Annotated in this window: 10 protein-coding genes; 7 read left to right on the top strand and 3 right to left on the bottom strand. The window is 72.2% G+C overall.

The window, feature by feature from the left end:
- Positions 1–46: 46 nt before the first annotated feature.
- Both V9U70_RS17015 and V9U70_RS17010 read right to left on the bottom strand, forming a co-directional pair.
- The gene (locus V9U70_RS17015; RefSeq protein ID WP_336676165.1) at positions 47–2,182 is read right to left on the bottom strand and encodes a hypothetical protein; all 2,136 of its coding nucleotides are present in this window, start codon (positions 2,180–2,182) and stop codon (positions 47–49) included.
- A gap of 485 nt (positions 2,183–2,667) precedes the next feature.
- Positions 2,668–3,195, bottom strand: a complete 528-nt coding sequence (locus V9U70_RS17010) for a COG1361 family protein (protein ID WP_336676164.1) — start codon at positions 3,193–3,195, stop codon at positions 2,668–2,670.
- 494 nt (positions 3,196–3,689) lie between these two features.
- Here V9U70_RS17010 and ggt point away from each other — a divergent pair, with 494 nt between their 5' ends.
- Positions 3,690–5,504, top strand: a complete 1,815-nt coding sequence (gene ggt, locus V9U70_RS17005; RefSeq protein WP_336676162.1) for a gamma-glutamyltransferase — start codon at positions 3,690–3,692, stop codon at positions 5,502–5,504.
- A 166-nt stretch (positions 5,505–5,670) separates the two neighbouring features.
- On the top strand, positions 5,671–6,405 hold the full coding sequence (locus tag V9U70_RS17000; protein ID WP_336676160.1) for a glycoside hydrolase family 75 protein: 735 nt from the start codon (positions 5,671–5,673) through the stop codon (positions 6,403–6,405).
- Positions 6,406–6,609: 204 nt separating this feature from the next.
- Here V9U70_RS17000 and map read toward each other — a convergent pair whose 3' ends face one another.
- Positions 6,610–7,377 (bottom strand): type I methionyl aminopeptidase, encoded by a 768-nt coding sequence (gene map / locus V9U70_RS16995; protein ID WP_336676159.1) that lies wholly within the window; start codon positions 7,375–7,377, stop codon positions 6,610–6,612.
- 72 nt (positions 7,378–7,449) lie between these two features.
- Here map and V9U70_RS16990 point away from each other — a divergent pair, with 72 nt between their 5' ends.
- The 5 genes from V9U70_RS16990 (at position 7,450) to hydA (ending at position 12,073) form a co-directional block, all read left to right on the top strand.
- The gene (locus V9U70_RS16990) at positions 7,450–7,719 is read left to right on the top strand and encodes a helix-turn-helix domain-containing protein (RefSeq protein ID WP_336676158.1); all 270 of its coding nucleotides are present in this window, start codon (positions 7,450–7,452) and stop codon (positions 7,717–7,719) included.
- Between the two features lie 33 nt (positions 7,720–7,752).
- Positions 7,753–8,133, top strand: coding sequence for a PPOX class F420-dependent oxidoreductase (locus V9U70_RS16985; protein WP_336676156.1), 381 nt, complete (start codon positions 7,753–7,755; stop codon positions 8,131–8,133).
- Between the two features lie 308 nt (positions 8,134–8,441).
- Positions 8,442–9,284 carry a nitrilase-related carbon-nitrogen hydrolase gene (locus V9U70_RS16980; protein WP_336676154.1) on the top strand — a complete coding sequence of 281 codons (843 nt, stop codon included), beginning with the start codon at positions 8,442–8,444 and terminating at the stop codon, positions 9,282–9,284.
- Positions 9,281–10,564, top strand: a complete 1,284-nt coding sequence (locus V9U70_RS16975; protein ID WP_336676152.1) for an aspartate aminotransferase family protein — start codon at positions 9,281–9,283, stop codon at positions 10,562–10,564. The genes V9U70_RS16980 and V9U70_RS16975 overlap by 4 nt, the downstream gene beginning before the upstream one ends.
- A gap of 108 nt (positions 10,565–10,672) precedes the next feature.
- Positions 10,673–12,073, top strand: coding sequence for a dihydropyrimidinase (gene hydA, locus V9U70_RS16970; protein WP_336676151.1), 1,401 nt, complete (start codon positions 10,673–10,675; stop codon positions 12,071–12,073).
- Positions 12,074–12,076 lie beyond the last annotated feature (3 nt).

The raw sequence follows: 12,076 nt of genomic DNA, 5'->3' as shown, positions 1-12,076 counted from the left end.
GCCCCGGCCGCCGTGCCGGCGGCCGGGGCGGCCGGGCGTGCGCTTGTCAGCGCTCCGCGCTGTAGGGGATCTGCTGACGGGCGCCGGCGGGCACCTCGGTGCGTGGTGCGGTGGGAGCCGGGGCGGGCGTGCGGCCCGGTGCGACCGCTGTGGTCGGCGTGTCGGCGGACGGGGGGAGGTCCAGGGTGTACGGCGACCCGCCGCTCCTGCCCCAGCCGGAGACCGCGCCGGCGTAGGGGGTCCCGAAGTCCGTGCCGTCGTGCTGTGCGCCGGCGGGCAGGGTGGCCGCGAACGCCACATCGCCGGGCGTCAGCACGGTCACTCTGTCGCCGATCCGGTAGGCGGTGACCGTGCCGGCGTCGAGGGCGGCCCGCCAGGCCGTCCGCTGCCGCATCTCGACGCCGATCTCCTTCATACGGAGGTTCATCACGGGGGCGTCGTCGGTGAACAGGGCCTCGTAGTCGCCGAGGACACCGTCGAGAACCGGATAGGCGATGCGGTCCTCTGCGAGGTTCGACTGGTGGATGAAGTGCGGCCGGGGGTCGTTGGCGAGGACGTGTCCCAGCGCGATCCGGGTCTCCAGCGGCACGATGTGCTCGGTGTAGCCGGTGGCGACGTCCAGCGGCGCGGCCAGGCAGGTGGAGGTGGCCGGGTTGTCCTCGCAGATCCCGCTGCCGCCCTGGGCGCGGCTGGTGTAGATCCAGTTGTACTCGTCGACCTGCTCGGCCGTGCGCCCGGCGTTGTAGAAGACGTTCATCGGGTAGCGGGAGACCGTTGTGGCGGTGCCGACCCGGCGCTGCACGGGGTCACGGGAGTTGTCCGAGCCCAGCCAGGCGATACCCGTGTCCGTGAGGGCGGGCCCCAGATTGGGGTTGTCGACCGGCTGTTGCGGGGTCACCTTCAGACCGGAGTGCTCGCCGGTGACCAACTCCACTTTGTGGAGGGGGAGTCCGGCTGCTACACCCCACGCCTCGTTGGCCGCGATCTCGTCGGCGATCTCGTTCCGTCCGACCCAGCGGGTGGAGCCGTCCGGGTTCGTCGCGCACTTCCACGGCACCACGGCCGTGTCCTGCACGCAGCCCAGAAAGGCGTGGGTGTAGGTGTGGTTGATCCAGCGGAACCGGTCGCGCTCCGCCAGCAGTCTGTCGGCGAGTGGGTCCTGACCGCCGTTGTCCTGGCGGTGGTCCACGGTGCCCGACGCGTTGTAGGCGAAGTCCAGGGTGAAGTCCCGGCTGTTCTGCCAGGCGGTGGCGTGGTCGACGTCGGCGGGGACCATGCGGATCGGGTTCAGGGTGCCCTCCCCCGGTTGGCAGTCCACGTCGCCCGGGGTGCAGTTGAGCACGGTGTCCCAGCGGTCGTCGGCGGCGAAGACGTCGTCGACGTGGACCGCGAAGTAGTTGCGGTTCGCGCCGAGATGCACCCCTCCGGTCATCCACTCCACGATGCCCCGGGCCAGCAGACGGAACTGCTGTTGGTGCTGGTTGTAGACGAAGGTGACGACGAGTTCACGCCGACCGTCGTGCCGGTACTCGCCCACCAGGGAGCCCTTCGTCGCCCGGCCCGGGATGGCGGCCTGGACGTAGGGGACGAAGTCGGCGCCGGCCGCCGGAGTCGAGAGGTAGGCGTAGGACTCGCCCACGGTGGGGGAGTTGTCCTCGAAGGGGACGGCGCCCTCCAGATAGCCGAAGACTCCGGCCTTGCCGGCCTCGGTCACCTCGGCCCGCACGCCGTCGACGCTGCCGGCGTAGCCGGTGCCCACCGCCGCGTTGAGCCCCACCTGCGGACGCGCGTAGGTGTATGCGTCGACCTGCGGGATGGCGTACGTCTGTTCGTAGGCGATGAGGGCCGCCATCTCGCTGGAGCCCGTCGGGAAGGGGTTGTCGTTGGGCAGGACGACGGCCTGGTACTTCGCACGCGGTCGGCCGTCGAACGTGTCGGCGAGAAAGGCCGCGTCGATCACGGACCGGTCGGCGTCCCGCAGGTCGACCTCCGTGTAAGGCGTTCCGGCGTTCTCCAGCTCGGCGGCGATGGCGTCGGTGGACGGCCCACCGTCGCTCACGACCAGCACGCGCAGATCGACGCGCGGCGTGGGAGCGGCGGCCTGGGCAGTGACCGTCGGCAGCATGACCGCTGTCATCAGGGTGCCCACTAAGAGCGCGGTGGTGCGAATGGTCCGCTTCATGCGGTAGAACCCCTCCCCAGGGCAGGGGAGAGTGGGCTCCTGCCGGAGCCTGCCCCACCCCCATGAGCACGCCGACGCCCCTTCGGGACGCCGGTCGTCGACGCGTTCGTCGCCTCACATGGTGAGGTCTGTGTGGAGCTTTTGTGTGCTCTCCGAGGAACTTGACGGAAAAACGTATGTGGCTATTAGTGCGACAAGATGGGTGGCCGGGGTGATGCGGTGCCCTCGTCTGGCGGGGGAGGGGCATGCCCGCAGGCCTGTGTGCTGCTGCGGAAGGAGAACGGTGGGCCGCGACCGGCCGGATCGTGGGGAGGCGAGACGTCATTGGTCTCCACCAGAACGCCGACCGACGGGAAGCGGAATCAAGTCATCCTCGAAACGGCGTGCCGACGGCGGCCGACATGGAGCAGGGGGCGGCCGCCGTCTTCGTTTTTCGGGGTCCGTTCAGCAGGGCCGCGCGCCGCCGGTGGCGCGCGGGGGTGCGGTCAGGCGCACGTCACACGGGTCTCCGGGGTGTGGACGGGACCGCCGCTGAGGCTGGTGCTGTCGCTGAACTCCGCGTAGAAGTAGGAGTAGAAGCCGATGTTGCCGTTGCAGCCCGAGTCCTCCGCGACCTGCAGGGTCAGCGTGACGGTACGGCTCTGGCCCGGCGGGATGGTGGTGCCGTAGTTGCCGCCGAGGTCGGCCGGTCCGGTGCCGGAGCACGGCACGGCCCCGGCGTCCGTCGCCAGACTGCACCCCGTGAAGCTGTACTTGAGGTCGGGCCGCTGGGTGGTCAGCCACGTCGGGTCGATGGTCTGGTAGACGAACCAGATGTCGTACGTCTGGTTGTTCTTCAGCGTCATCGACAGGTTCACCGCCCCGCCGGGCGTGGTGGTGGCGGCGTCGGTGCTGAACGACAGCTCGGCCGGGGCCGGGTCGGCGGCGGTCGCGGAGGGCGCCAGGCCGAAGACGGCGAGGGCGAGGGCGATGACGGTGGCGAGACCTAGGCGTCTCGTGCGAGTGAATCTCATGGCCCGGGAGATTAAGCACGGCTTCAGGACACCGTCTGCACCCCGCGCCGCACCGCGTACGGACCACGGCTGAAAGCGGTGCGACGGTGGAGGCCGTGTGCGCGCGCCTTCACACAGTGGCGTGAAGGCTGTTCTCCCACGGCAGCGACGCACCTGGGAGGGGGTACGGGGCGCGGACGCGCGTGTCCTGCCCCACGCTGGCGTGGAACGGCCAATGGCGTGTTCCGGGCGGACTCGCTACCGAAGACGCCTACCGGACCGGTGTGTGCCGATCGCACGGGGACGGCGCGGGACGCGGCCGTCGGCGTGCCCGTTACGGGATGTCCGGCGGCGGGGCCGGGCCGCCCGGTACCGACTTCGGCGGAGGGCGCGCGGACGCGGACCGTCCCGTGCGCGCACGGCCCCTGGCGTCCGGGTCTTTCGGCCGAGGCGCTCCTGACGATTCGGGCGCTCCGGGGCTACTCTGCGCGAACATCCGTTGACTGGAGGTACGTATGCGCCGTTCCGTCGGTCGGAACATGTCGCTGTTGGCCGTGCTCGCCGTGATGGCTTCGGTGGGCGCCGCCCCCGCCGGTCCGGCCGCCCCCGCCGGACCGCGCCCGGCGCCGCCCAAGTCCCCGGTGGCGGTGGGGCACGGGGGAGCGGTGGCGAGCGTCGACCCCGACGCGTCGGCGGCCGGCATCGAGGTGCTGCGCAAGGGCGGCAACGCGGTGGACGCGGCCGTGGCGACCGCGGCGGCGCTCGGCGTGACGGAGCCGTACTCGGCGGGCATCGGAGGCGGGGGCTACCTTGTCCACTACGACGCGAAGTCGCGCGCGGTGCGGACCATCGACGGCCGCGAGACCGCGCCGCGCAGCGCGGACGCCTCCCTCTTCCTGGAGAACGGCCGCCCCGTCCCGTTCGAGGAGGCGAAGACCAGCGGCCTCGGCGTCGGCACGCCCGGCACCCCGGCCACCTGGGAGCGGGCCCTGGACGCCTGGGGCACCAAGTCCCTGCGGGCGCTGTTGCAGCCGGCCCGACGCCTGGCGCGGGACGGCTTCGTGGTGGACGGCACGTTCCGGGCGCAGACCGCCTCCAACCAGGCGCGCTTCGCGGACTTCCCGGCCTCCGCGGAGCTGTTCCTCCCGGGCGGGCGGCTGCCGGTCGTCGGCTCGGTGTTCAAGAACCCCGACCTCGCCCGCACGTACGAGGAGATCGGCCGCAAGGGCGTCGGCGAGCTCTACCGGGGCGAGCTGGCCCACGACATCGTCCGCACCGTGCGCAACCCGCCCGTCGACCCCGGCGCCGCCCGTGCGGTGCGGCCCGGCGACCTGACCCGCGGGGACCTGGCCTCCTACCGGACGTTGCGCAAGAACCCGACCAAGGTCGGCTACCGGGGCCTGGACGTCTACGGCATGGCCCCCTCGTCGTCCGGCGGGACCAGCGTGGGCCAGGCCCTCAACATGCTGGAGACCACCTCTCTTTCAAGCCTTGACCGGACCCGGTATCTGCACCGGCTCATCGAGGCGAGCCGCATCGCGTTCGCCGACCGGGGGCGCTGGGTGGGCGACCCGGCCTTCGAGGACGTCCCCACCGAAGAGCTGTTGAGCCAGCGGTTCGCCGACGCGCGCGCCTGTCTCATCAAGGACGACGCGGTGCTGGCCAGCCCGCTGGCCCCGGGCGACCCCCGCCACCCCGAGCGCTGCGGGAGCGTTGGCGCCGCCGCTCCGACCACGTACGAGGGCGAGAACACCACGCACCTGACGACGGCCGACAAGTGGGGCAATGTCGTCGCCTACACCCTGACGATCGAGTCCACCGGAGGCAGCGGCATCACGGTGCCCGGCCGCGGCTTCCTCCTCAACAACGAGCTCACGGACTTCTCCTTCGCCCCGGCCGACCCGGCGGTCCACGACCCGAACCTGCCCGGCCCGGGCAAGCGGCCGCGCTCGTCGATCTCCCCGACCATCGTGCTGGAGCACGGTGAGCCGGTGCTCGCCCTCGGCTCGCCGGGCGGGGCCACGATCATCACCACCGTCCTCCAGACGCTGACCGGGCACCTGGACCGGGGACTCCCGCTGGTCGACGCGATCGCCTCGCCCCGTGCCAGCCAGCGCAACACGGCGACGACGCAGATCGAACCGGGCCTGTGGAACAGCCCGGTGCGCGCGGAGCTGGAGCGGCTCGGCCACGTCTTCCGGCAGACCCCGGAGCTGGGGGCCGCCACCGGCGTCCAGCGGCTGCCCGACGGCCGGTGGCTGGCGGCGGCGGAAAAGGTGCGCCGGGGCGGGGGCTCGGCCATGGTGGTGCGTCCGGGCGGCAGGCACTGAGCCGGCCGGACGCAGGGGCGGCGGGACCGGCGACGCGCGGGACAGCGCGCACCGTCGGCCCCGCGGCCTTGGCGCACGTCCGCCCGCGGGGGCGGTCAGGGAACGACGCGCCGGCAAGGGGGCCCTTACGGGCCCCTCGGTCCACCGGAAGGGTCCCCACCGCACCATGCGCACCCGAACGCTCACCCTGACCTCCGCCGCGGGCGGGGTCGCGCTGCTCGCGGCGGCGGCCCTGCCCGCGACGGCCGAGACCGTCCCCGGCCCCCTCCGGGGCCCCGGGGCGGCGCCGGCGAGCGCGGTCCAGGAGGACGGCGCCGCCGTGACCGCTGCCGAACTGCTGGCCGAGGTCCGCTCCTGCACCCGGATCTCGAAGGGCCGGTACCGCACGGACAGCGGCCGCGCGAAGGCCACCGTCCCCGTCTGCGGCACCACGGACGCCGTGTTCTGGAAGGCGGACATGGACATCGACTGCGACGGCCGGGAGACCGCGGTCTGCAACAAGCGGACCGACCCGTACTTCCTGCCGGAGACCGCGTTCCGGACGTCGCGCGGCGAGCCCCTCGACTCGGCCGCCCTGCCCCATGTGGTCGTACCGGGACCGAGCGGGGTGTGGGACTACCGCACGGCGGGGCTCACCGGCGGCAGCGTCGTCGCGGTGGTGTACCGCGACCGGGTCCGGTACGGCGTCATCGGTGACACCGGCCCCGCGGGCATCATCGGGGAGGCGTCCTACGCCATGGCCCGGGAGCTGGGCATCGACCCGGACCCGGTGAGCGGAGGCGCCGAATCCGGGGTCACCTACATCGCGTTCAAGGACTCCCGCATCGCTTCGATCGAAGACGGCGCGCTGGCGCGGAGCCGGGGGGAGGAGCTGGCCGGGAAGTTCGTCACGGGGCCGTAGTCCGCTCCCGGCGCGGCCGCCACGCGCCAGACGACGCGACCGCACTCCGGGTACCCGTGGTGCGGGCCGAGCACGGTGCCCGCATGCCCGGGGCGGCCCGGCCGCGGCGCCCCCGGCGGCCGGGGGCCCGCCCCCGTGCCGGGCCGAGGCCCGCCCGCCGTGCCCGGCCGTTCCGAAGGCCCGCGCCCCGCGATCAGCGAGCGGTCACAGCGCGGTCAGGATGCGTGGGCCGTCGTCCGTGATCGCCACCGTGTGCTCGGCGTGCGCGGCCCGGCTGCCGTCGGTCGTCCGCAGGGTCCAGCCGTCCGGGTCGGGCCGGAAGTCGTCGAGGCCGCCGCCGATCAGCATGGGCTCGATCGCCAGGACCATCCCGTGCCGCAGGGGCATGCCGCGCCCGGCGCGCCCCTCGTTCGGCACGGAGGGGTCCTCGTGCATCGACCGTCCGATGCCGTGCCCGCCGAAGCCGTCGGGGATGCCGTAGCCCGCCGCCCGGCAGACCGTGCCGATGGCATGGGCGATGTCGCCGATCCGGTTGCCCACGACGGCCGCGCCGATCCCGGCCGCCAGAGCCTCGTACGCGGCGTCGATCAGCCGGGTGTCGGCTGGCCGGGCACGGCCCACGGTGAAGCTGACGGCCGAGTCTCCGGCCCAGCCGTCGAGGAGCGCACCCGCGTCCACGCTGACCAGGTCCCCCTCACGCAGCGGCTCCGCCGAGGGGATGCCGTGCACGATCGCGTCGTTGACCGAGACGCAGACGACGGCCGGGAACGGGGTGGGAGCGAAGTGGGGGCGGTAGTTCAGGAAGGGCGAGGAGGCTCCCGCCTCGCGCAGTATCCCGTGGGCCGCCTCGTCCAGTTCGCGGGGCGTCACGCCGACCGCCGCCACCTCCCTGGCCCGGGTGAGCATCTGTGCGACGACCCGGCCGGCCTCGCGCATCGCGTCGATGGATGTGTCTGTCTTGAGTTGCACCATGCCCATTACTATACCGGTCGAGCCGTTATAGTAATAACGGCAGGAGGGGGCGTCGCGTAGTAGGATCGCCTCATGGTCCGCACCCCTCTCACTCCCGAAGAGCGCCTGCGCGGCGAACGGCTCGGCCGACTGCTGCGTGAGGCGCGCGGGGGCCGCAGCATGGTCTCCGTCGCCGCGAGCGCCGGAATCTCCGCGGAGACGCTCCGCAAGATCGAGACCGGTCGCGCGCCCACCCCCGCCTTTTTCACGGTGGCCGCCCTCGCCGGGGCCCTGGGCCTCTCGCTGGACGACCTGCTCGGCCGTTGCGCGCCGGAACCGGCCGCGGCCCCCCTGATCGCGTAGCGGCCCGATGCGCCGGGGCGTAGGGTCGCGCCCGTGACTCTCCAGGACTTCGCCCGCAGTGAATACGTCAGCCTGACCACGTACCGCAAGGACGGCACGCCCGTCGCCACGCCCGTCTGGGCGGCGGCGGAAGGGGGCGTGCTCTACGTCTGGACCCGCTCCGACTCCGGGAAGGTCAAGCGGTTGCGGAACAACGGCGCCGTCCGCGTCACCGTCTGCGACGTACGCGGCCGGATCGCCGAAGGGGCCCCCAGCGCCGAGGGCGCCGCGCGGCTCCTCGACGAGGACGGCACCCGCGAGGCGCGCAAACTGCTGGCCCGCAAGTACACCTGGAAGTTCTGGCTGGTCGACTGGCCGGCCACGGTCGTCCGGCTGGGCAAGCGTCCGCACACCGGGATCGCCGTCACCTTCTGACCCCGGCCGCCGGTGGCCGCGCCGGGCCGCTCCATGGACACGGTCACGGGTACGAACGGCGCCGGCGGCGAGGGCGCGCCCCTCCCTCTCCGCCGCCGCCGTCGTCTGTTGTGACGGGAAACGCCCGGGGGCGGCGGTCCGGGTATCCGTTGTGGACCGCTCGGGTGCGAAACATGATCGACTCCGCCGGTTCACGGCGATGGTCTTGCCCCGCCGGACGGACGGGCTTACGTTCTCCCTCCATGCACCGATCTACGTGCGTAGAGAACGCGTGCAGGCTCTCTGACGCCGCGTCGAAGGAGCAGCTCATGTCCCACGTCGTACGCGCCGCACTCGTCCAGGCGACCTGGACCGGCGACACCGAATCCATGATCGCCAAGCACGAGGAGCACGCGCGCGAGGCCGCCCGGCAGGGGGCGGGGATCATCGGATTCCAGGAGGTGTTCAACGCCCCCTACTTCTGCCAGGTCCAGGAACCGGAGCACTACCGCTGGGCCGAGCCGGTGCCCGACGGGCCGACCGTCCGGCGGATGCGGGACCTGGCCCGTGAGACCGGCATGGTCGTGGTCGTCCCGGTCTTCGAGGTCGAGCGGCCCGGCTTCTACTACAACACCGCGGCCGTGATCGACGCCGACGGCTCGTATCTCGGCAAGTACCGCAAGCACCACATCCCGCAGGTCGAGGGCTTCTGGGAGAAGTACTACTTCAAGCCCGGAAACGTCGGCTGGCCGGTCTTCGACACGGCGGTCGGCAAGGTCGGCGTCTACATCTGCTACGACCGCCACTTCCCCGAAGGGTGGCGGCAACTCGGCCTCAACGGAGCCCAGTTGGTGTACAACCCCTCGGCGACCTCACGCGGTCTCTCCGGCCACCTCTGGCAGCTGGAACAGCCCGCCTCCGCCGTCGCCAACGAGTACTTCGTCGCCGCGATCAACCGGGTCGGCCGGGAGGAGTACGGCGACAACGACTTCTACGGCACCAGCTACTTCGTCGACCCGCGCGGCCAGTTCGTCGGGGACGTCGCGAGCGACACGGAGGAACAACTCCTCGTGCGCGACCTGGACTTCGGGTTGATCGAACAAGTGCGGCACCAGTGGGCCTTCTACCGGGACCGCCGCCCGGACGCGTACGACGGGCTGGTGGAGCCGTGAGTCGGCTGCACGAGCGCCACCTCGCCGTCAGCCCCGACTGGCTGGCCCTCTACTACCGAAACCCCCTGGAGCTCACCCACGGCCGGGGCCGCCACGTCTGGGACGCGGACGGCAACCGCTACCTGGACTTCTTCGGCGGCATCCTCACCACGATGACCGCCCACGCCCTGCCCGAGGTGACGCAGGCGGTCACGGAACAGGCCGGGCGCATCATCCACTCCTCCACCCTCTACCTCAACCGCCCCATGGTGGAGCTGGCCGAGCGGATCGCCGTCCTCTCGGGCATCCCGGAGGCCCGGGTCTTCTTCACCACGTCCGGCACCGAGGCCAACGACACGGCGCTGCTGCTCGCCACCGCGTACCGCCGGTCCAACCAGATCCTCGCGATGCGCAACAGCTACCACGGCCGGTCGTTCTCCACGGTCTCCATCACCGGCAACCAGGCCTGGTCGCCCACGAGTCTCTCGCCGCTCCAGACCCTGTACGTCCATGGCGGCGTCCGCGGCCGGGGACCGTACGCCGAACTGAGCGACGAACGCTTCATCGAGGCGTGCGTCGCCGACCTGGAAGACCTCCTCGGACACAGCCGTCGGCCCGCGGCGTTGATCGCCGAACCCGTGCAGGGAGTCGGCGGTTTCACCTCGCCGCCCGACGGGCTGTTCGCCGCGTTCCGCGAAGTCCTGGACCGGCATGGGGTGTTGTGGATCTCGGACGAGGTGCAGACGGGCTGGGGGCGCACCGGCGACCACTTCTGGGGCTGGCAGGCGCACGCGGAGAACGGGCCGCCGGACATCCTCACCTTCGCCAAGGGCATCGGCAACGGCATGTCCGTCGGCGGAGTGGTCGCCCGCGCCGAGGTGATGAACTGCCTGGACGCCAACTCCATCTCCACCTTCGGCGGTTCGCCGGTGACCATGGCCGCGTCGCTGGCCAACCTCGCGTATCTGCTGGAGCACGACCTCCAGGGCAACGCGCGCCGGGTCGGCGGGCTCCTCATCGAGCGGCTCCGGTCCGTCGCCGCCCGCTTCCCGGCCGTACGCGAAGTGCGCGGCCGGGGCCTGATGATCGGCGTCGAGCTGGTGAGACCCGGCACAGAAGAGGCCGACCCCGGCGCCGCGACGGCCGTGCTGGAAGCGGCCCGGGAAGGCGGGCTGCTCATCGGCAAGGGCGGCGGCCACAGCACCAGCGTCCTCAGGATCGCCCCGCCGCTGACCCTGACCGTCGCCGAGGCAGAGGAAGGCGCGGCCATCCTCGCGGACGCACTGCACGCGGCGGGCTGACCAGGCCCGCCCGGACCCACGCGCCGGCACCGTACACCCAACGCCGCGCGGGGCGCCCCACCGCACGCCCACGGGGCCGGCGGGGCGCCCCGCAGTGAGGAGGCACCCATGAGCCGCACCGTCATCCACGGCGGCCTCGTCATCACCGCGTCCGACGAGATCCACGCCGACGTGCTCATCGAGGGCGGTCGCATCGCAGCGCTCGCCGCCCACGGAACCGACGCCGCCGCCGGCTGGAGCGCCGACCGGAGGATCGACGCCACCGGCAAATACGTCGTCCCGGGCGGCGTCGACGCCCACACGCACATGGAGATGCCGTTCGGCGGCACGTACGCCGCCGACACCTTCGAGACCGGCACCCGCGCCGCGGCCTGGGGCGGCACCACCACCATCGTCGACTTCGCGATCCAGAGCAGGGGCCGCTCCCTGCGCGAAGGGCTGGACAGCTGGTACGGCAAGGCGGACGGCAACTGCGCCATCGACTACGCCTTCCACATGATCCTCGCGGACGTGAACCCCTCCTCGCTGAAGGAGATGGACCTCCTCGTCGCCGAAGGCATCACCTCGTTCAAACTGTTCATGGCCTACCCGGGCGTCTTCTACAGCGACGACGGCCAGATCCTGCGGGCCATGCAACGGGCCGCAGGCAACGGCGGGCTGATCATGATGCACGCGGAGAACGGCATCGCCATCGACGTCCTGGTCGAGCAGGCGCTCGCCGAGGGCCACACCGACCCCCGCTACCACGGGGACGTCCGCAAGGTCGCCCTGGAGGCCGAGGCCACCCACCGCGCCGTCCAGCTCGCCCGCGTCGCCGGGGCCCCCCTCTACGTGGTCCACGTCTCCGCCGACGAGGCCGTGGCCGAGATCGCCGGCGCCCGCCGCCAAGGCCTCCCGGTCTTCGGTGAGACCTGCCCGCAGTATCTGTTCCTGTCCACCGACAACCTGGCCGAGCCGGACTTCGAGGGCGCCAAGTACGTCTGCTCCACCCCGCTGCGCCCCAAGGAACACCAGGCGGCCCTGTGGCGGGGCCTGCGCAACGACGAACTCCAGGTCGTCTCCACCGACCACTGCCCCTTCTGCTTCGTCGGCCAGAAGGAGCTGGGCCGCGGCGACTTCTCCAAGATCCCCAACGGCATGCCCGGCGTGGAGCACCGGATGGATCTGCTGCACCAGGCGGTGGTGGACGGCCACCTCTCCCGCCGCCGCTGGATCGAGATCGCCTGCGCCTCCCCGGCGCGGATGTTCGGCCTCTACCCGAAGAAGGGCACCATCGCCCCCGGGGCCGACGCGGACGTGGTCGTCTACGACCCGGCCGCCCGGCAGACCCTCTCCGCGCGGACGCACCACATGAACGTCGACTACTCCGCGTACGAGGGCAGGCGCGTCACCGGCCAGGTCGAGACCGTGCTCTCACGCGGCGAGACCGTCATCGACAAGAGGACGTTCACCGGTCGCGCCGGGCACGGCATGTACACCCCCCGCGCCACGTGTCAGTACCTGGACTAGGAG

Origin of the sequence: Streptomyces pratensis, from assembly GCF_037137275.1 — a bacterium.
Lineage (GTDB): Bacteria > Actinomycetota > Actinomycetes > Streptomycetales > Streptomycetaceae > Streptomyces > Streptomyces pratensis_B.
This window is presented reverse-complemented; position numbering and strand designations above follow the sequence as displayed.

Bases quoted from the DNA above. Each gene is read 5' to 3' on its own strand.
- ggt (WP_336676162.1), top strand. From the start codon at position 3,690: ATGCGCCGTTCCGTCGGTCGGAACATGTCGCTGTTGGCCGTGCTCGCC.
- hydA (WP_336676151.1), top strand. From the start codon at position 10,673: ATGAGCCGCACCGTCATCCACGGCGGCCTCGTCATCACCGCGTCCGAC.
- V9U70_RS17000 (WP_336676160.1), top strand. From the start codon at position 5,671: ATGCGCACCCGAACGCTCACCCTGACCTCCGCCGCGGGCGGGGTCGCG.
- V9U70_RS16980 (WP_336676154.1), top strand. From the start codon at position 8,442: ATGTCCCACGTCGTACGCGCCGCACTCGTCCAGGCGACCTGGACCGGC.
- map (WP_336676159.1), bottom strand. From the start codon at position 7,377: ATGGTGCAACTCAAGACAGACACATCCATCGACGCGATGCGCGAGGCC.
- V9U70_RS17015 (WP_336676165.1), bottom strand. From the start codon at position 2,182: ATGAAGCGGACCATTCGCACCACCGCGCTCTTAGTGGGCACCCTGATG.
- V9U70_RS16990 (WP_336676158.1), top strand. From the start codon at position 7,450: ATGGTCCGCACCCCTCTCACTCCCGAAGAGCGCCTGCGCGGCGAACGG.
- V9U70_RS17010 (WP_336676164.1), bottom strand. From the start codon at position 3,195: ATGAGATTCACTCGCACGAGACGCCTAGGTCTCGCCACCGTCATCGCC.